Source organism: Streptomyces sp. NPDC001443 (genome assembly GCF_053597355.1).
This window is the reverse complement of record NZ_JBSFIA010000009.1, coordinates 84,166-101,418: the sequence shown is the minus strand read 5'-3', so window position 1 is coordinate 101,418 and position 17,253 is coordinate 84,166. Positions and strand designations below refer to the sequence as shown.

At 72.1% G+C, this 17,253-nt stretch carries 16 protein-coding genes; 7 read left to right on the top strand and 9 right to left on the bottom strand.

Annotated elements, in window-relative coordinates; all coding sequences use genetic code 11:
- Positions 1 to 10 precede the first annotated feature (10 nt).
- From ACWC24_RS12955 to ACWC24_RS12945, 3 genes are all read left to right on the top strand, one after another.
- Entirely contained in the window at positions 11 to 1,405 is a 1,395-nt protein-coding gene (locus tag ACWC24_RS12955) for a hypothetical protein (protein WP_450662849.1), read from the top strand.
- A 236-nt stretch (positions 1,406 to 1,641) separates the two neighbouring features.
- Positions 1,642 to 2,604, top strand: a complete 963-nt coding sequence (locus tag ACWC24_RS12950; RefSeq protein ID WP_450662848.1) for a Ppx/GppA phosphatase family protein — start codon at positions 1,642 to 1,644, stop codon at positions 2,602 to 2,604.
- A gap of 101 nt (positions 2,605 to 2,705) precedes the next feature.
- Complete coding sequence (locus ACWC24_RS12945) at positions 2,706 to 3,038, top strand: antibiotic biosynthesis monooxygenase family protein (RefSeq protein ID WP_450662847.1); 333 nt, start codon at positions 2,706 to 2,708, stop codon at positions 3,036 to 3,038.
- A 112-nt stretch (positions 3,039 to 3,150) separates the two neighbouring features.
- Here ACWC24_RS12945 and ACWC24_RS12940 read toward each other — a convergent pair whose 3' ends face one another.
- From ACWC24_RS12940 to ACWC24_RS12930, 3 genes are all read right to left on the bottom strand, one after another.
- The gene (locus ACWC24_RS12940) at positions 3,151 to 4,089 is read right to left on the bottom strand and encodes a hypothetical protein (protein WP_450662846.1); all 939 of its coding nucleotides are present in this window, start codon (positions 4,087 to 4,089) and stop codon (positions 3,151 to 3,153) included.
- A gap of 208 nt (positions 4,090 to 4,297) precedes the next feature.
- Positions 4,298 to 5,365 carry a dipeptidase gene (locus ACWC24_RS12935; protein ID WP_450662845.1) on the bottom strand — a complete coding sequence of 356 codons (1,068 nt, stop codon included), beginning with the start codon at positions 5,363 to 5,365 and terminating at the stop codon, positions 4,298 to 4,300.
- Entirely contained in the window at positions 5,362 to 6,810 is a 1,449-nt protein-coding gene (locus ACWC24_RS12930; protein WP_450662844.1) for an amidohydrolase family protein, read from the bottom strand. The genes ACWC24_RS12935 and ACWC24_RS12930 overlap by 4 nt, the downstream gene beginning before the upstream one ends.
- Before the next feature lie 143 nt (positions 6,811 to 6,953).
- Here ACWC24_RS12930 and ACWC24_RS12925 point away from each other — a divergent pair, with 143 nt between their 5' ends.
- A complete protein-coding gene (locus ACWC24_RS12925) occupies positions 6,954 to 7,727 on the top strand; it encodes an IclR family transcriptional regulator (protein ID WP_450662843.1) in 774 nt (257 codons plus the stop codon).
- A complete protein-coding gene (locus tag ACWC24_RS12920; RefSeq protein ID WP_450662842.1) occupies positions 7,724 to 8,653 on the top strand; it encodes an ornithine cyclodeaminase family protein in 930 nt (309 codons plus the stop codon). Before ACWC24_RS12925 ends, ACWC24_RS12920 begins: the two co-directional genes overlap by 4 nt.
- A 124-nt stretch (positions 8,654 to 8,777) precedes the next feature.
- Here ACWC24_RS12920 and ACWC24_RS12915 read toward each other — a convergent pair whose 3' ends face one another.
- The 4 genes from ACWC24_RS12915 to ACWC24_RS12900 all read right to left on the bottom strand — a co-directional run bounded on the left by ACWC24_RS12915 (position 8,778) and on the right by ACWC24_RS12900 (position 12,889).
- A complete protein-coding gene (locus ACWC24_RS12915; protein WP_450662841.1) occupies positions 8,778 to 9,593 on the bottom strand; it encodes an ABC transporter permease in 816 nt (271 codons plus the stop codon).
- 11 nt (positions 9,594 to 9,604) lie between these two features.
- Complete coding sequence (locus ACWC24_RS12910) at positions 9,605 to 10,495, bottom strand: ABC transporter permease (RefSeq protein WP_450662840.1); 891 nt, start codon at positions 10,493 to 10,495, stop codon at positions 9,605 to 9,607.
- Positions 10,496 to 10,500: 5 nt separating this feature from the next.
- A complete protein-coding gene (locus tag ACWC24_RS12905; protein ID WP_450662839.1) occupies positions 10,501 to 11,700 on the bottom strand; it encodes an ABC transporter substrate-binding protein in 1,200 nt (399 codons plus the stop codon).
- A gap of 121 nt (positions 11,701 to 11,821) precedes the next feature.
- Positions 11,822 to 12,889, bottom strand: coding sequence for an ABC transporter ATP-binding protein (locus ACWC24_RS12900; RefSeq protein ID WP_450662838.1), 1,068 nt, complete (start codon positions 12,887 to 12,889; stop codon positions 11,822 to 11,824).
- Positions 12,890 to 13,001: 112 nt separating this feature from the next.
- On the opposite strand from ACWC24_RS12900, the gene ACWC24_RS12895 reads away from it, so the two are divergent.
- Together ACWC24_RS12895 and ACWC24_RS12890 are read left to right on the top strand one after the other, a co-directional pair.
- Positions 13,002 to 13,739 (top strand): FadR/GntR family transcriptional regulator, encoded by a 738-nt coding sequence (locus ACWC24_RS12895; RefSeq protein WP_450662837.1) that lies wholly within the window; start codon positions 13,002 to 13,004, stop codon positions 13,737 to 13,739.
- Between the two features lie 33 nt (positions 13,740 to 13,772).
- Positions 13,773 to 14,552, top strand: a complete 780-nt coding sequence (locus tag ACWC24_RS12890; protein WP_450662836.1) for a cache domain-containing protein — start codon at positions 13,773 to 13,775, stop codon at positions 14,550 to 14,552.
- 31 nt (positions 14,553 to 14,583) lie between these two features.
- Here the strand turns inward: ACWC24_RS12890 and ACWC24_RS12885 are convergent, their stop codons facing one another.
- Positions 14,584 to 15,843, bottom strand: coding sequence for an NAD(P)/FAD-dependent oxidoreductase (locus ACWC24_RS12885; RefSeq protein ID WP_450662835.1), 1,260 nt, complete (start codon positions 15,841 to 15,843; stop codon positions 14,584 to 14,586).
- A gap of 266 nt (positions 15,844 to 16,109) precedes the next feature.
- The gene (locus tag ACWC24_RS12880) at positions 16,110 to 17,213 is read right to left on the bottom strand and encodes a substrate-binding domain-containing protein (protein ID WP_450662834.1); all 1,104 of its coding nucleotides are present in this window, start codon (positions 17,211 to 17,213) and stop codon (positions 16,110 to 16,112) included.
- Positions 17,214 to 17,253: the final 40 nt, after the last annotated feature.

Genomic DNA, 17,253 nt, shown 5'->3' with positions numbered 1-17,253 from the left:
GGAACCGACTGTGCAGTCGATATCCGCCGTATCCCCGCAGTCCGTCCGCAGGGTGGCGCTCGCCGCCGCCACCGTTCTGCTGTCGGGCGCCGCGAGCGCCCTGCCCGTGCACGCCGCCAGCTACGGCACGCCGACGATCAAGCTGTCCACGGCCTACCTCTCCGGCGCCGTCGGGGCCGCCGGCGACCCGACCGTCACCGTGACCGTCGCCCAGAGCGGCGCCGACGCCTCCGCGCTCACCGTGGCCGCGACGAAGACCACCAAGTCCGCCGTCGCCGCGACCACCGGCGTCACGGTCACCGGGACGGCGGGCACCCGCACGGTGGCCGTGAACGCGCTGAGCCGGGGTTACACCGACCTCACGCTGACGGTGACGGGCCTGGGCGGCAAGACGGCGACCACCACCCTGCACTACGCCGCGTCGCCGGCCGTGCAGTACTCCACCGACGCCCGCTACCTGACCGGCGCCAGCGACGCCTCCGCCGCGGTCTCCGTGGGCGGCGGCTACGTCCTCGTCGGCAACGACGAGGACAACACCCTGCGGCTGTACGACGGCAGCGCCTCCGGTGCGCCCGTGAAGACCTGGGACCTCGACAGCGCGCTCGACGCCGACAAGGAGGTGGACATCGAGGGCGCCACCCTGGTCGGCGACACGGTCTACTGGACCGGCTCGCTCGGCAACAACAAGGACGGCGAGTACAAGGCGGACCGCAACACCGTCTTCACCACCAAGCTGACCGGCTCCGGCGCCTCCACCGCGCTGACCTTCGGCACGGCCGGACACACCCTGCGCGACGACCTCGTGGCCTGGGACAAGACCAACGGCAACCGCTTCGGCTTCGCGAACGGCACCGCGGACGGCAAGATCCCCAAGTCGATCGACGGATTCAACGTCGAGGGCCTGGAGTTCGCCACCGGCAGCACCACCACCGCGTACGTCGGCTTCCGCGCCCCGCTGGTGCCGCCGCAGACCGGCGGCAAGGCGCTCGTCGTGCCGGTGACCAACATGGACAAGGTCGCCTCCGGCACCCACGCGACCTTCGGCACGCCGCTCCAGTGGGACCTCGGCGGCCTGGCCGTCCGCGACATCCGCCGCAACTCCCTGGGCCAGTTCCTGATCCTGGCCGGCTCCTGGGCGGCCGACGACAACAGCGACCCGTACGCGCTGTACTCCTGGGACGGCGTCGCCGCCGACCAGCCGGTGAAGGTGCTCGACCTGCCGACGACGGACGCGGGCGGCTGGGAGTCGATCGTGGCGGTCCCCGATCTCACCCAGTCCGGCGCCCGGGTGCAGCTGATCACCGACGACGGCGCCGCCGACCTGTACGGCGACGGTGTCGAGGCGAAGGACCTCACGCACCCCGAGTGGCAGAAGTCGCGCAGCACCTGGTTCACGATCGGCTGACCCTGCGGCGTCGGTCACGGTGCCGGTCCCGCCATGGGGCCGGCACCTTTCGCATGCCGTCCCGCCCCGTGTAGTCGAACACTAAATGGCCAAAAGATGAACTGTAGGTGACACGCTAGGTACTCTTCGGAGTAGGTAGGGTGTCACCTGGTTCTGTGCGGGTGTTTGCGCCACGAAAGGCGCATCCTCTTCGCGTACGGCACGGTTCGATCGACAGGGAAAGGCGAGGCGGTGCAATGCGCCAGGCAGGAGTGCTCGACGTCGGCTGTCACAGTGCGCTGCTCACGGTGGCCCGGCACCGACCCACGACCCACATGGACTCCGTTCTCTCCCGCAAGGTGCGACTGACGCTGCACCAGTGCCTTGAGCAGGACGGACGGCTGAGCGAGCTCGGCGTGCGAGGCGTGCAACGGGCGGTGACGGAGACGCTCTCCGGGGATCTGTGCCTGCCCCGCTCCGAGATCTTCGCGTTCGCCACGTCCGTCATCCGCGACGCGCCCAACCGGCACGAGGTCATCTCCCGGGTCACCCGCGCCACCGGCGTACGGCTGCGGGTGCTCTCCGGCGAGGAGGAGGCGCGGCTCGCCTATGTGGCGGCCCGCCGGTGGTCCGGTCCCGCGGTGGGCCGGCTCCTGGTCCTGGACATCGGCGGCGGCACCGTGGAGATCGCCGCCGGCAGCGGGCCCGCCCCGGACCGTACGCTCTCGCTGCCGTCGGGCGCCCGCGCCGTCACCCGGTCCCTGCTGCCCGGCGGAACCGTCTCCTCCGAACGGCACCTGGCGAAGGTACGGCGACGCCTGCGCGAGCGCCTGCACGACGCCCCCGGTCTGCCCCGGGCCGAACCCGGCGGACGGGTCCTCGCCTCCTCCAAGACCTTCGCCCAGCTCGCCCGGCTCGCCGCCGGCCGCGGCGGACCACGCCACGCGGCGCACCGGCTGACCCTGTCCGACGTGCGCGGCGCGGTCGGCGTGCTGGCCGCCACGAGCCCGGACCGCCGCGGCCGGCTGCCCGGCATCTCCCGGCACCGCGGGGAACAGTCCCTCGCCGGAGCCCTGGTGGCCGAGGCGCTCCTGGAGGCGTGCGGAGCCGACAGCGTGGTGATCTGCCCCTGGTCCACCAGGGAGGGTCTCCTCCTGGAGCACCTGGCCGAGCCCCGACCGACGCACGCCGCCGAGCCGAGCGCCGCACTGGCCGGCTGACCGGCCGCTCGCTCGGGGGCGGCGGCTGCCTGCGTCACCCGCTCCCCCGTGATGAGCGAGCCACCGTCCGGCGGCCCGCCGCCATGCGCCAGGATGGGGGCATGAGCGTAGTCAAGATCAACGTACTGACCGTCCCCGCCGAGCAGCGGGAGACGCTGGAGAAGCGGTTCGCTTCGCGGGCCCACGCGGTGGAGAACTCCGACGGGTTCGAGTGGTTCGAACTGCTGCGTCCCGTCGAGGGCACCGACACCTATCTCGTGTATACGCGCTGGCGCGACGACGCCTCGTTCCAGGCCTGGATGGAGGGTCCCATGAAGGCCGCCCACCAGGGTGGCGGCGGAGCGGAGGGCGGGGAGCGCCCCAAGCCCGCGGCGAGCGGGTCGACCCTGTGGTCCTTCGAGGTGGTGCAGCAGGCCGCGCCGAAGGGCGCGTAGCGCGGCGGCAGCCGTCTGGGTGGTCCGCCCTTCCGGGTGGCCGCCGTTCCCGGTGGTGTGCCGCGCCCGGCCGGTCGGGCCGGTGCGGCACACCACCGGGTTCAGGGTGCGGTCACTTGACGTCGACGTAGTCGCCCGCGGCCGAGACGGCCGGGGTGGTGGACGTGCCCGCGAAGGAGTAACGCCAGTAGCCGTCGGCCGTGGCCTTGTACGTGGTCTTCAGGTTGCCGTGGCTGTCGGTGGTGACGGTCTTGAGGGTGGTGTAGGTGCTGCTGCCCTTCTTGCGGAACTGCAACTTGACCTTCTGGCCCGTGTACCCGGCGTACTTGCCGGTGTCCCAGTTGGCGCGGGTGAGGCTGCCGGTGATGGTGAGCGTCTTGTTCTTCTTGACCGGCTCGGGCGAGGCGTTCACGGTGAGCTTGGACAGACGCTGGACCGCGGGCGCGGGAAGCCCGATCCTCGCCGCGGTGCCGATCTTGGTGACGTCCGCCGGATCTTCCGGGTTCTGGCCGTTGAAGGCGGTGGCCCAGGCCACCGAGTGCCAGCTCGCACCGGCGTCGGTGATCGCGAGGTCGAGCTTCGGGTAGATGTCGACGGTCCCCTTGCAGGCCGAGACGGTGACGACCCCGTCGGACGAGGACGTGGAGGAGGTCACGGTGCACGTCGCCGCGCGGTCGCCGTACAGGTCGGCGGAGGGACTCGAGGCGGACCCGTGGTAGAGGTCCAGGCCGATGTAGAGGTCGTCGGCGGAGACGTCCACGTTCGTCGCGGTCAGGGTGAAGCTGTAGGGCACGTGCACGATGGCGCTGGTGCCCACGACCACGGCCGCCTTGCCGCTCGCGACCTTCACGTTCGAGAAGGTCACCGGCAGCGCGTACGGCTGCGGGGCCGCTGCGGCGGACGCGCGGGCCGTGGCGGATGCGTGGCCGCCGAGCTGCCAGGGGCGCACGACGGCGGTGGTGTCGGCCGCCTGGGCGGCCGGCACGGCCACACCGCTCAGCGCGGCGGCACCGCACACGACGGCGACAGCGGCTCTTGTGCGAATTGACATGCGTTCTCCGTTGGAGAAGTGCCGGGCGGAAGCGAACGGGTCGCCCCCTCCCGGCGAACAGAACCGAAAGCCGACCGGTCGGATCGGCACTTGACACAGACTCAGACCGGCCAGACGGGGCGATGGTTGTACGCATCCATGGCTCTGTCTTCCTGCGACTTTTTCCTGGTCGTGCCGGGTGCGGGGCGGCCCGTTCCGGCCGGGGCGGCTATCCCTGCCACACCCGCTCGGCATGGTCGACGAAGTTGCGGCCCATGATCTTCTCGATACGGGTGGAGGAGTAGCCGCGCCGCTCCAGCAGACGTATCAGTTCGCGGAACTGGTCCACGCCGCGCAGGTCGACCACGAAGGGGAAGGTGTCGGCCCGTTCGCCCGCGGCGGCCACCCCGGCCTCCTGGCGCTGGGCCACGTGCTCGGCGAGCCGGGCCCGGTAGGCGTCGAGGTCGTCGACGGCGGTGACCGGCCCGTCGGTTCCGATGCCGACGTGGTCCTCCCCGCAGACGTTCACGGCGTGCGCGATGTGCTCGACGACGTCGGCGGCGCGCGCGTGACCGGTGGGGCTGAGGAACGGCATGAAGTAGATGCCGACGAACCCGCCGCGCGAGGCGACCAGGCGCAGTTCCTCGTCGGTCTTGTTGCGGGGCAGGTCGGTCAGCGCGCGGCAGCCGGTGTGGTTGATGGACACGGGCACGCGGGAATGGGCGATGGCGTCCAGGCAGGTCCGCTCGCCGCTGTGCGACAGGTCGACCATGAGGTGGTGTTCGTTCAGCGCGTCGACGACATCGCGTCCGAAGGCGGTCAGCCCGGTCCCGGCGGGCGCCGAGGAGCCGCCGCCGAGGTGGTTGGCCTGGTTGTACGTCAACTGTACGACCCGTACGCCGCGTTCGGCGAAGGTGGCGATCCGGCCGACGTCGTCGCCGACGGCCACCGCGTTCTGGAAGCCGTAGACGACACCGACGCGTCCGTCACGCGCCGCCGTGTGGATGTCGGCCGCGGTGGTGACCTTCAGCAGGTCGCCGGGGTGGCGGTCGATGACGGCGTCCCAGACGTCGATCTCGTGCAGGGTGTGCTCGTAGGGGGGCAGGTCGCCCATCACGTAGCCGAGGGTGATGTTCACGGCCGTGAGGCCGGAGGCGCGCGCCTCGGCCAGGGTGCGGGCGTCGACGGTGAACTGCTCGCTGCTCGGGTTCAGTTCTCCCGCCGCCGCCAGGGACCGGGGGGCGTTGGGGTTGTCGAGCTGGCCGAGGGCGTTGACGATCAGGGGTGTGCCGGTCAACGGTTCTCCTGGGGTCGGTCCGCGGTGTAGGCGGCGCGCGGGAAGCGGTGGCCCCGCTTGACGGTCAGGGTGATGGTGCGCAGATGGTCGATGTCGGCCAGCGGGTCCTGCGCGAAGACCGCGAAGTCGGCCTGCTTGCCCGGTTCCAGGGTGCCCGTGAGGTGGTCCTTGCCCGCGCTGCGGGCGCCGACGAGCGTCGCGGAGCGCAGCACGTCCGCCGCGGGGAGGCCGCAGTGGCGGACGAGGAAGGCGAGTTCCTCGTACAGGGCGGGGAAGGGCTCGCCGGGGGCGGTCTCGTAGTCGGTGCCGGTGGCCAGTTGGACGCCGGCCCGGTGCGCCTGTGCGGTGAGGGCGATCGCCAGGTCGGTGTTGCGGGCGGCCCGTTCGGAGGTCTCCGGGGTGTCGCCCGCGAGTTCGGCGCTGGCCCACATCCCGGCGGTCGCGTCCAGGACGACGTCCTGCTCGCGCATCCGGGCGAAGAGCGCGTCGAGGCGTTCGTCCCGGCCGGTGACCAGGCTCGCGTGGTCGACGGGCGGCTTGTCCTTGTAGGTGGTCAGGGGTCCGGTGGCCGCCTCGTGGGCCAGCAGGGTCACATGGGAGACGGCGTCGACCCCGGCCGCGACGACCTCGCCGGGCGTGGCGGGGAACACGGCGGCGTGTGCCCAGACGAGGATGCCCTGCCGGTGCGCCTCGGCGGTGATGGCGGCGACGAGGTCCGCGTCGAGGTCGGCGTAGACCTTGATGGCCGTCGCGTGGGTCCCGCGGGCCAGGGCCACCGCGAGGGGCAGATCGGTGGTGTCGGTGACGGCCTGCATCCAGGGCACCTCTCCCGGCACGGCGCCCTGGGTCACCTGGTGGGTGCGGGGGTCGTCGAAGAAGCCGGGGCCGGCCATGAGCGCGGCGTAGTGGATGTCGGGGGCGGGGATCTCCCCGACCCGTGCGGCCCGGGCGAGGTCGCCGACCTGCCGGAGGTCGTCGGCCATGTCCCGTACGGCGGTGACCCCGCTGTGCACGAGGCGGCGCAGCACGGCCTCGGCGGCGGGGCGGTCGGGCGGGGTGGCGAGGTGCTGGTGCGAATCCACCAGGCCGGGGGTGACGAAGTGGCCGGTGAGGTCGACGACTTCGACGGCCGCGGCGCCGTCGGTCCCGGTGTCCGCGGGACGTTCGGCGTCGTCGGCCTCGGCGCCCGGGGCGTGTTCGGCGGTGTCGGCCCCGGTGTCCGCCGGACGGCCGACGTCGGCCGTGAGCGCGGCGAGCACGCCCGGCACGTCCGCGTCGGGCACGAGGGCGTGGATCACGGAGCCGTCCACGACGACCGACATCCCCGGCCGCGGCGCGCTGCCGGTCCCGTCGAACAGCGTGAGGCCGCGGTAGACCACCACCGCTCCGTCCTCGGGAGGGGCGAAGGGGGCCGCCGCCCCGGCGCTCTCGCTCGTCAAGGTCACCACACTCCCGATCTGTTACGCTCTACGTAACAACACTCTCGCCATACGAAACAGGCGCTACCCTACCTCCACGGCCGGGCGGTGGACACGCCCCGTCAGGACGGTCCGCCCGTACAGCCGCCCGTACATCCGGAAGGGTTTCGATGCCAGAAGTGCCGCAGAAGGCGACGCGAACGGCCGTGGACAAGGCGCTGGATCTGATCGAGGCCGTCTCGCGCGCCGACACGCCGCCTCGGCTCATCGATCTCGCGGACGAGGTCGGGCTGCACCGGGCCACCGCCTACCGGATCCTCGTGGACCTGGTCCGCCGCGGCTGGGTGCTGCGCGCCGACGACCGCTACCTGCCCGGCACCGCCGTGCTGCGCCTGTCGTCCCGGGCCGCGCACAACTCGCTCACCACGCTGGCCCGGCCCGTGCTGGAGGAGTTGTCCGCGCGCACCGGCCTGATGGTCAACCTCCAGGTCCTGGAGAACGACGGCTCCCGGGTGGTGGACGTGATCCGCCCGGACCGGCTGGCGATGATCAGCACGCTGCACGGGGAGGCCCTGCCCGTGCACCGGTTCGCCGGTCCGCTCGCCCTGGTGGCCGCGCTCCCCCAGGAGGCGCGCCGCCCCTACCTGGAGGCGGCCCGCGCGCAGGGGCACCCGCTGACGGGCCCGGCGGGTCTGCTCGCCGACATCGAGCGGGCCGAGGCGTCCGGGTTCGCCGTCGAGCACGGCCGCAACGAACAGTTCGTCGCCTCCCTGAGCCGGGCCGTCGTGCCCGTCCCCGGATCACCGGTCTGCGCCGTCACCGTCGTCGGGCCGAGCGCCGAGATCGACGAACCCCGGATGCGGCGGCTGCGCGACCACCTCGCCTCAGCGGTGGACACCCTCTGCGGCCTGCTGTCCGGCACGAACACGGGAGCCGACGCGTGACCGACCTGCTCGTCCTCGACCGGGCCGCCACCACGGCGGCCCTCGAACCGCACCGGCTGATGGCCGCCGTGTCCGACGCCCTCGTCGCAGTGGCCCACGGCCAGGCGTCCGTGCCGCCCCGGATCGCCGCGTTCGCGCCGAGCGGGCTGCTCGGCGCCATGCCCGGGTACGTGCCGGGGCTGGGCCTCGCGGCGAAGCTCGTGTCGGTGTTCGCCGACCCCGAGCACCCGGGCCGCAGCAGCCACCAGGGCATCGTGGCCCTCTTCGACGCCGACGACGGCCGGCCGCTGGCCGTCATGGACGCGGAGCCGGTCACGGCCTGGCGGACCGCGGCGGCCGCCACGCACAGCGCGCTGGCCCTGGCCCGGCCGGGTCCGGTCGTGGTCGTGGGCACCGGCGCGCAGGCCCGTGCCCAGGTGGCGCTGCTGGCGGCGCTGCGGCCGGCCGAGCCCGTCACCGTCGCGGGCCGCGACCCCGCGGCGGCCCGCGCCGTGGCCGGCCTGCATCCCGCGGGCCGTGCGGCCGACGGCATCGAGGCGGCCGTACGCACGGCGGCGACGGTGTACTGCTGCACCGGCGCGACCCGTCCGGTGCTGCGCCGCGACTGGCTGGCCCCGGGCACGCACGTGAGCTCCGTCGGCGGCTCCCACGGTCCCGAACTCGACGCCGACACCGTCGCCGACGCGGCCCTCTTCGCCGAGTGGCCCGGTGCCGCGGCGACGGCGCCGCCCTCCGGCGCCCACGAGTTGCAGGACCTGCCGCCGGGCCGCGCCGTCACCCTCCTCGGTTCCGTCCTGGCCGGCGAGGCCCCCGGCCGCCGCTCCCCCGACCTCCTCACCGTGTTCAAGTCCACCGGCCACGCGGCCCTGGACGTGGCCGCCGCGCACGTGGTGCACGGTGTGGCGACGGGCCGGTTCACCGGCTAGCGACGCGGCAGGCGACGTTCACGACCGGGCGAACGTCGCCTGCCGCGACACCGGCGCGGACGCGCACCGGGACCGCTGCCCGGCGCGGTCACGCCGAACGGGTGGCGTCCGTCGAGCTCCGCGGTCAGATCCTGCTGCCGGTCGCCGTGTCGGCGGACAGCCGCTGGGCCACGTAGATCGGGATGACGGAGAGCAGGACCAGGACGGCCGCCACCACGTTCACCACGGGCGCCTGCTGCGGGCGGGTCATGTTGTCGAAGATCCAGATGGGCAGGGTCTCGATGCCCGGACCGGCGGTGAAGGTGGTCACCACGATCTCGTCGAAGGAGAGCGCGAAGGCGAGCAGTCCGCCGGCCACCAGCGCCGAGCGCACCATCGGGAAGGTCACGTCGACGAAGGCGCGGAAGGTGTCGGCGCCCAGGTCCATCGCCGCCTCCTCGTACGAGCCGGAGACGCGGCGCAGCCGGGCCACGACGTTGTTGAAGACGACGACGATGCAGAAGGTGGCGTGGCCGACGATCACGGTGAACATGCCGAGGCCGACCCCGAGCGGCTCCAGGACCGTACTGAACGCCGAGTTGAGGGCGATTCCCGTGACGATGCCGGGCAGCGCGATGGGCAGCACGACGACGAACGAGACGGTGTCGCGGCCGAAGAAGCGGTGGCGGCCGACGGCGAAGGCGATCAGCGTGCCGAGCAGCAGCGCGATGCCGGTGGCGCCGAGTCCCGCCTTGACGGAGACCCAGAGTGCCGCTCGGGCACCGTCGTTCGCCCAGGCGACGGACCACCAGTGGAAGGTGAAGCCGGGCGGCGGCCAGCTCGAACTGCGCTCAGGGTTGAGGGAGTTGACGAGAACGAGCAGCAACGGCAGGTAGATCACGGCGAAGCCGAACCCGGCGGCGACGCGCAGCGCGACGCGCGCGGTACGGGAGAGTTGCACGACGGGCTCCTCTAGAGGCTGCTCAGCGCGCCGGTGCGGCGCATGGCGAGCAGGTACACCACGATGACGACGACGGGGACCGTGCTGAGGGCTGCGGCCATGGGCAGGTTGAGCTCGATGTTGGAGTAGACGAGATTGCCGATCAGCTGCGTCTTGCCACCGACGATCTGCACGGTGATGTAGTCGCCGAGGCTGAGCGAGAAGGTGAAGACCGAGCCGGCGGCGACCGAGGGCAGCACCATGGGCAGCACGACCGACCGGAAGGTGCGCCCCGCCCTGGCGCCCAGGTCCGCCGAGGCGTCCAGGAGGTTCGCGGGCAGCTGCTCCAGGGCCGTGTGGATCGGCAGGATCATGTACGGCAGCCACAGGTACGTCAACGTCAGTACGGCCGCCGGGAGTCCGAAGCCGGGGCCCGCGAGGCCGAACGGCTTCAGGATCCAGTCCGCGAGGCCGCCCTCGGAGAGAATCAGCCGCCAGGCGTAGACCTTGACGAGGTAACTGGCCCACAGCGGGGTGAGGATGGCCACCACCAGGAGCGGGCGCCACCTCGGTGCGGCGATGCGGGCGGTGTAGAAGGCGAGCGGGAAGGCGATCAGGGCGCACAGGACGGTGACCGCGAGCGCGACGCCGATGCTGCGCAGGATCACCTGGCGGAACACGGGCGTGGTGAACAGCGTGTGGAAGTTGTCGGTCGACCAGACCTTCACGACCTGCGAGGTGAAGGAGTCCGTGGTCCAGAACGCGGAGACGAACAGCACGGCCAGGGAGCCGAGATAGAGCACGGCCAGCCACAGCAGCGGCGCGGTCAGCAGCAGCGACAGCCGGAGCCGGGGGCGCCGGTGCAGGGCCCCGGCGAGCCGCCGGACGGGGGAGCGTCCGGCGGCCTGCACAGCAGAGGTCATCTCGATCAGCCCTTGATCTCGGTCCAGGCCTGGACCCACTTGGCGTAGGGCACGCAGGTGACGTCGGTGCGTCCGTCCAGGCACTGCTGGATGGGCGTGTTCCAGAAGGCGATGTTCTTCCAGTACGACTCGTCACTGGCGTGGTAAGTGGCGCACCAGTTCTTGTCGCTGGTCTCGGCGCAGGCCCTGGAGTTGGCCGGCGCCTCGCCGAAGTACTCGGCGACCTGGGCGTTGACCTTCGGGGAGACGATCCAGTCGAGCCACTTGTAGGCGCAGTTGGGGTGCTTGGCCTTGGCGGACACCATCCAGGTGTCGGACCAGCCGGTCGAACCCTCCTCGGGGACGAAGGCCTTGACCTTGGCGCCCTCGTCGCCGGCGAGGTTGGCGATGACCTGCCAGGTGGTGCCTACGACGGAGTCGCCGCTCTTGAAGGCGGAGATCTCCTTGAGGTAGTCGCTCCAGTACTCGCCGACGTCGGCGTTCTGCTTCTTGAGCAGGTCCACGGCGGCGTCGAACTGCTTCTGGTCCAGCGCGTACGGGTCCTTGATCTTCAGCTCCGGGCGGCTGGCCTTGAGGTACAGGGCCGCGTCGGCTATGTAGATCGGCGAGTCGTACGCGGTGACGTGGCCCTTGTAGCGGGAGGCGTCGTCGAAGACGGCGGACCAGGAGGTGGGCGCGGGCTTCACCTTGTCGGTGTTGTACATCAGCAGGTTGGCGCCGCGGCCGTGCGGGATGCCGTAGGCCTTGCCCTTGACGGAGTTCCAGGCCTGCAGCTTGAGGCCGCTGAAGACGTCCTTGTAGTTGGGGACTAGGTCGGTGTTGACGGGTGCCGCGTCGCCGGAGGCGATCAGGCGCAGGGAGGCGTCGCCCGAGGCGGACACGGCGTCGTACTCGCCGGTCTTCATCAGCTTGACCATCTCGTCGGAGCTGGCGGCGACCTTGGAGTTGACCTGGCAGCCGGTCTGCTTCTCGAAGTCGCTGACCCAGTCGGTCTTGGGGTCGTTGGAGCCGTCCTCGACGTACCCGGCCCAGGCGATCAGGTTGACCTGGCCCTCGGTCTTGCCGAGCTTCGAGGGTGCCTTGAGGTCGGGCGGGTTGAATCCGGTGGCGGCGGAGCCTCCGCCGGATCCGGAGGAACCGCAGGCGGCGGCCGTGAGGAGGACCGCGGCCGCGGCGGCGGCCCGGAGGGTGCGGTTGAGACGCATGAGGTTCTCCGTGCTGGGAGGGCTGGGAGGGCTGGGAGGTGGAAGCCGGGTGGTGCCGGTGGTCGGTGCCGGTCGGTGCCCGAGGTCGGTGCCGGAGGTCAGTTCCGGCCGCTGCCGGGGGTCAGGGCCGGTCGGGGAGCTGGAAGGCGTGGCCGCGGCGCCACTGGAGGCGGACGCGGGTGCCGCGGTAGGCGGCGACGTCCTCGGAGGAGGTGTCGAGGTTCTGCTGGACGGCGGTGAGGCGGCCGCCGGCGTCGAGGTCGACGAGGATGCGGGTCGCGTCGCCCAGGTAGACGACCTCGGCGACGGTTCCGACGGCGGAGGAGAACTCGGCCGCGTCCGCCCCTGCGGAGTCGCCGCCCGCATCGGTCCCGACCGGGTCCGCGGCGAGGACCCGTATCTTCTCGGGGCGGATGCTGTAGGTGCCCGGGGCGCCGACGATCTGTCGGGCCGCGTCCCCCTCCAGCAGGTTCGAGGTGCCGACGAACGAGGCGACGAAGGGGGTCGCGGGCCGTTCGTAGATCTCGGCCGGGGTGCCGACCTGTTCGATGCGGCCCTGGTGGAAGACGGCGATGCGGTCGCTCATCGTCAGGGCCTCCTCCTGGTCGTGGGTGACGAACACGAAGGTGATGCCGACCTCTCGCTGGATCGCCTTCAGTTCGGTCTGCATCTGCTCGCGCAGCTTGAGGTCGAGGGCGCCGAGGGGTTCGTCGAGCAGCAGCACCCGAGGGCGGCCGACGAGGGCGCGGGCCAGGGCGACGCGCTGGCGCTGGCCGCCGGAGAGCTGGGCGGGGCGCCGGTCGCCGTAGCCGTCGAGGCGGACGTCGGCGAGGGCCTTGCGCGCCCGGACCAGGCGCTCGGCCTTGGCGACCTTGCGGACCTTCAGGCCGTAGGCGACGTTCTGCAACACGGTCATGTGCGGGAACAGCGCGTAGTCCTGGAAGACGGTGTGGACGTCCCGCTCGAACGGGGCGCGGCGGGTGACGTCCTGCCCGGCGAGCTCGATGACGCCGCCGGTGGCCTCCTCGAATCCGGCGATCATGCGCAGGACCGTGGTCTTGCCCGACCCGGAGGGGCCGAGGAGGGAGAAGAACTCCCCGTCCGCGATCCGGAGGTCGACCCCGGAGACGACCTCCGTCTGGCCGAAGGACTTGCGTACGCCCCGGAGCCGGATGGCGTTGCTTCCCATTCGGGAACCTTTCTGCGTGGTCGAGCGTTGGAGCGAAAGATATGAAGTCATAGTTCAAAACTCAAGAGCTCGTTAGGGTAAAGAGTGATCCAAGTGGTTAGGGGTGGTGGCTGTGCAGCAGGAGACACATGGAGCGCGCAGGGCTGTCTTCGTGCCCGTGGACTCGCAGGCGCGGGTCGACGTCGTCGTCCGGCGGCTGGGCAACGCCATCGAGCTCGGCCTGCTGGAGGACGGCGAGCAGCTCCCAGGCGAGCTGGAACTGGCCTCGCTGCTCGGCGTCTCGACCGTGACCCTGCGCGAGGCGCTCGTCACCCTCAGGACCCGCGGACTGCTCACCACCCGGCGCGGCCGCGGCGGCGGCAGCTTCGTGACGCTGCCCGCCGCGCCGCCCGCCGAACGGCTGCACGAACAGCTCGCCGACTGGAGCACCGAGGAGCTGCGCGACCTGGGTGACCACTGGGCGGCCGTCTCGGGGGCCGCGGCCCACCTGGCGGCCCAGCGCACCGAGCCCGGCGACCTCGTACCGATGCAGCGCTCGCTCCAGGCCCTGCGGCAGGCGCGCGAACCGGCGGAACGGGCGAGGATCTACGGCCGGTTCCATGTCGAGGCGGCCGCGGCGGCCCAGTCGGCGCGGCTGACCCGGGCGGCCATCTCGCTCCAGGCCGAGGCCGGCGCCCTGATGTGCCTGGTCCTCGCCGACAACTCTTATGCGGAACATGTCACGCGTCGTCACCATGACGTAATCTGCGCCCTACAGAATGGGGCGGGCGACCAGGCGCGCGCCCTGATGGAGGAGTGCGTCCGGGCCTCCGTGGCACACCTCGTGGAGTTGCGCCTGCGGACACTGTGACGGCGACAAGGCTGCGGCCCGGGGAGGACTCAGATGGTCAGCAGCCTCCCGGCCACGACCTCGGCAGGGATCGACCGGGCGGTCCTCGACGACCTCTCCGACGCCGTCCGTGACGTGGTGGAGCGGGTCTTCGACACGGTCGCGCAGACCCGGGCACTCTGCACGGCACGGCTGGCCGCGGTGGCCGCCGAGGGCCGCCGTCCCCTCTCGGTGGATCTCGCCGGGCTCCGGCCCCATCTGACCGGCCGGCTGCGTCAGGGCGGTCTGGTCTCCGGGCTCGGATTCGTCGCCGCCCCCGGTCTGCTGGCGGACACCGACACCCTGCTGGAGTGGTGGCAGGCCGACGCCGCCGGCCAGGTCACGCCGCTGCTGCTCGACCTGGAGGGCTCCGACTCGCCGTACGCCGACTACACGCACTGGGACTGGTACGCGCACCCGCGCGACACCGGACGTCGTATCGTCGCCGGTCCTTACGTCGACTACCTGTGCTCGGACGAGTACAGCCTCACGTTCTCCCTGCCGGTCGTCTGCGAGGGCCGCTTCGCGGGAGTCGCCGCCGCGGACGTGTACCTGCGCCACTTCGAGGCGACCGTCGCCCCGCTGCTGCGGCGCCTGCCCGCACCGGCCAGGCTGGTCAACGCGCGCGGACGGGTGGCGGCCTCGACCGACCCGCACCATCTCGTCGGCTCGCTCACCAAGGGGTTCGACTTCGCCGCGCTGCACGCCGGTGCGGCCCTGCCCACGAAGCAGGGCGGGCTCGCCCTGTTCCCCTGCGGGGACACCTCGCTCCTGCTGGTCACCCCCACCGCCTGACCGGGCGCCCCGCGCCCCGGCCTCCGGCCGCCTACCGGCCGAGGTCCCGGGCCACCTCGCGGGCCGCGCGCGCCCCCGACGCCAGGGCGCCCTGGACGGACCCGGTGGCCCGGTGGTCCCCGCACACGTACCGTCCGGGAGCGACCCGGGCCGTGCGGCTGAGCGGCCACGGGGGTGTCATGACCGGCAGAGCGTCGCGCACGGTGCGCGAGGTCAGCAGGTCCCAGCCGGCTGTGTCCACACCGTACGCGCCGTGCGCGCCGTACGCGTCGCCGAGGGCCTCGCGGACCGCGCGCTCGCGGCCCGCCGTGTCCTCGCCGAGCACCGAGGTGGCGATCAGGGACATGCTGGCGGGCGCGTACTCGGGTACGACCTCGGTGAGGACGCAGGTGTTCAGGAACCGTCCGCGGGTGTCGGTGAGGAGCGTGGGCTCGGCGAGCGGGGAGCGCGCGGCGACGTGGTAGTACGTCGTCACCACGCGGTACGCCGGCACGTCGAGCCCCGGCAGCAGCACGGCGGCCGGGCCTGGGCCGGTGGCCACCACCACGGCGCGGGCCGGGAGTTCGGCCCCCGTGACCAGTTCGACCCCGTCGTCCGTCAGAGCGGCCACCGCCGTCTCCAGGCGCAGGGTCCCCGCGGGCAGCGCGTCCGCGAGCAGGCGCGGCACCGCGCCGATCCCCTCCCCCGGCAGACAGAGGGTGCCGCGCAGCATGCTGCGCCAGACGAGGTGGAAGAAGCGTGCGGAGGTCTCCAGTTCGTCCTCCAGGAAGACACCCGAGAGGAAGGGGCGGAAGAACCGCTCGACGAACTCCTCGGAGAAGCCGGCCGCCGCCAGCGCGGTCCGCGTGGTGCGGTCCTCACCGCGCTTCAGCAGTCGTACGGGGGCCAGCAGGTCGCGGGCCGAGAGCGCGCCGAGGGCGAGCAGGTCGCGCGGTCCGGCGAGGCGTCCGGGACGCAGGTCGCCCAGGTCGCGGGGGCGGCGGGTCGGGTCGCTGAAGCGCAGCGGTCCGTCGTCCGTGTGCACCAGGACGCCCGGAGTGAAGGGCCTCAGCCGCAGGGCGCGCAGCGCGAGCCTGCGGCGCACCTGCGGGTAGGAGGTGTTGAAGACCTGGAAGCCGCGATCGACGACGAAGCCCTCGTGCCGGTCGGAGCGCATCCGGCCGCCGACCTCGTCGGACGCCTCCAGGAGCGTGACGTGGAGTCCGCTCGCCAGCAGGTCGCGGGCGCAGGCGAGACCGGCCGGGCCCGCGCCGACCACCAGCACATCCGGTACGCCGTGGGTGGCGGCCATGGGCGCTCTCCTCGCTCGACGGGGCCGTGGATCCGGCGCCGCGGCCGTCCCTCGGCCCGCGCCGACCGCCGCGCACGCCGTGCGCGGCCTCCTCGGCCGATCTCCTCGACCGATCTTCCCTCCGGACCGGCCCGCCGGATGCGGGCCACGCTGACCGGATACGTCCGTCCGGGCGACGGAGCTGCCCCGCCGCGGCGGGGCACCGGAGCGCCGCGGCCCCGCGCCCGGGGTCTCCGGGTGCGGGGCCGCGGCGTGGGCGGGCCGTCCTACTTGGTGAGAGGGGACAGCTTGGGGTCGTTGGCGTAGGCCTCGGCCGCGTTCTCCTTGGTCACGATGACCGGCGGGAGGAGGTACGACGGGATGACCTTGGAGCCGTTGTTGTACGACTTGGTGTCGTTGATCTGCGGCTTGTCGCCCTTCTGGAGGGACTTGACCATGTTGATGGTCTCGGCGACGAGCTTGCGGGTGTCCTTGTTGATGGTCGAGTACTGCTCACCGGCCATGATGGACTTGACCGACTCGACCTCGGAGTCCTGGCCGGTGACGACCGGGACCGGCTTGCCGGCGCCCTTGACCGAGGTGATGATCGCGCGGGCGAGGGTGTCGTTCGGCGACAGGACGCCGTCCAGCTTCTTGGAACCGTAGGTCGAGGTCAGCAGCCCGTCCATGCGCGACTGGGCGTTCTCCGCCTTCCAGCCCTGGATCGCGGTCTGCTTGATGTCCTTCTGGCCCGAGCCGACAACGATGTCACCCTTGTCGATCAGGGGCTGCAGCACCTGCATCGCGCCGTCGAAGAACACCTTGGAGTTGTTGTCGTCCGGCGAACCGGAGAACAGCTCGATCGTCCAGGGGCCCTTCGGCTTCTTCGCCTTCATGCCGTCGATCAGGGCCTGGCCCTGGAGCTGGCCGACCTTGAAGTTGTCGAACGCGATGTAGTAGTCGAGGTCGGGCGTGTTGGTGATGAGGCGGTCGTAGGCGATGACGGTCGCGCCCGCCTGCTTGGCGGCGGCCACCTGGGTGGAGAGCTGCGAGGCGTCGGTCGCGCCGATCACGATGACCTTCGCGCCCTTGGTGACCATCGAGGAGATCTGCGCCTGCTGGTCGGCGACCGTGGTCGAGGCACCCGCGTACTGCACGTCGGCCTTGAAGCCGGCGTCCTTGAGGCCGTTGGTGAACAGGTCACCGGCGAGCACCCAGTTCTCCGAGGTCTTCGCGGGCAGCGCGACCCCGACGAGGGAGTCCTTCGCGAAGCCCTTGGCGGCGCCCTTGTCCGAGCTGGAGCCCTCACGCTCGTTGGAGCACGCGGTGCCCAGGCCGAGCAGTGCGACGGCGCCGATGGCGGCGATGCCTCTGATGATGCCTCTGCGCATGGTGGGATGAGCCTTTCTTGCGGTGGTACGGGGTGAGTGG

What these genes read in the sequence shown, in the direction of transcription:
- ACWC24_RS12950 (WP_450662848.1), top strand. Translation starts at nt 1,642, where the DNA reads ATGCGCCAGGCAGGAGTGCTCGACGTCGGCTGTCACAGTGCGCTGCTC.
- ACWC24_RS12910 (WP_450662840.1), bottom strand. Translation starts at nt 10,495, where the DNA reads ATGACCTCTGCTGTGCAGGCCGCCGGACGCTCCCCCGTCCGGCGGCTC.
- ACWC24_RS12905 (WP_450662839.1), bottom strand. Translation starts at nt 11,700, where the DNA reads ATGCGTCTCAACCGCACCCTCCGGGCCGCCGCCGCGGCCGCGGTCCTC.
- ACWC24_RS12925 (WP_450662843.1), top strand. Translation starts at nt 6,954, where the DNA reads ATGCCAGAAGTGCCGCAGAAGGCGACGCGAACGGCCGTGGACAAGGCG.
- ACWC24_RS12940 (WP_450662846.1), bottom strand. Translation starts at nt 4,089, where the DNA reads ATGTCAATTCGCACAAGAGCCGCTGTCGCCGTCGTGTGCGGTGCCGCC.
- ACWC24_RS12890 (WP_450662836.1), top strand. Translation starts at nt 13,773, where the DNA reads ATGGTCAGCAGCCTCCCGGCCACGACCTCGGCAGGGATCGACCGGGCG.
- ACWC24_RS12945 (WP_450662847.1), top strand. Translation starts at nt 2,706, where the DNA reads ATGAGCGTAGTCAAGATCAACGTACTGACCGTCCCCGCCGAGCAGCGG.
- ACWC24_RS12885 (WP_450662835.1), bottom strand. Translation starts at nt 15,843, where the DNA reads ATGGCCGCCACCCACGGCGTACCGGATGTGCTGGTGGTCGGCGCGGGC.
- ACWC24_RS12880 (WP_450662834.1), bottom strand. Translation starts at nt 17,213, where the DNA reads ATGCGCAGAGGCATCATCAGAGGCATCGCCGCCATCGGCGCCGTCGCA.
- ACWC24_RS12900 (WP_450662838.1), bottom strand. Translation starts at nt 12,889, where the DNA reads ATGGGAAGCAACGCCATCCGGCTCCGGGGCGTACGCAAGTCCTTCGGC.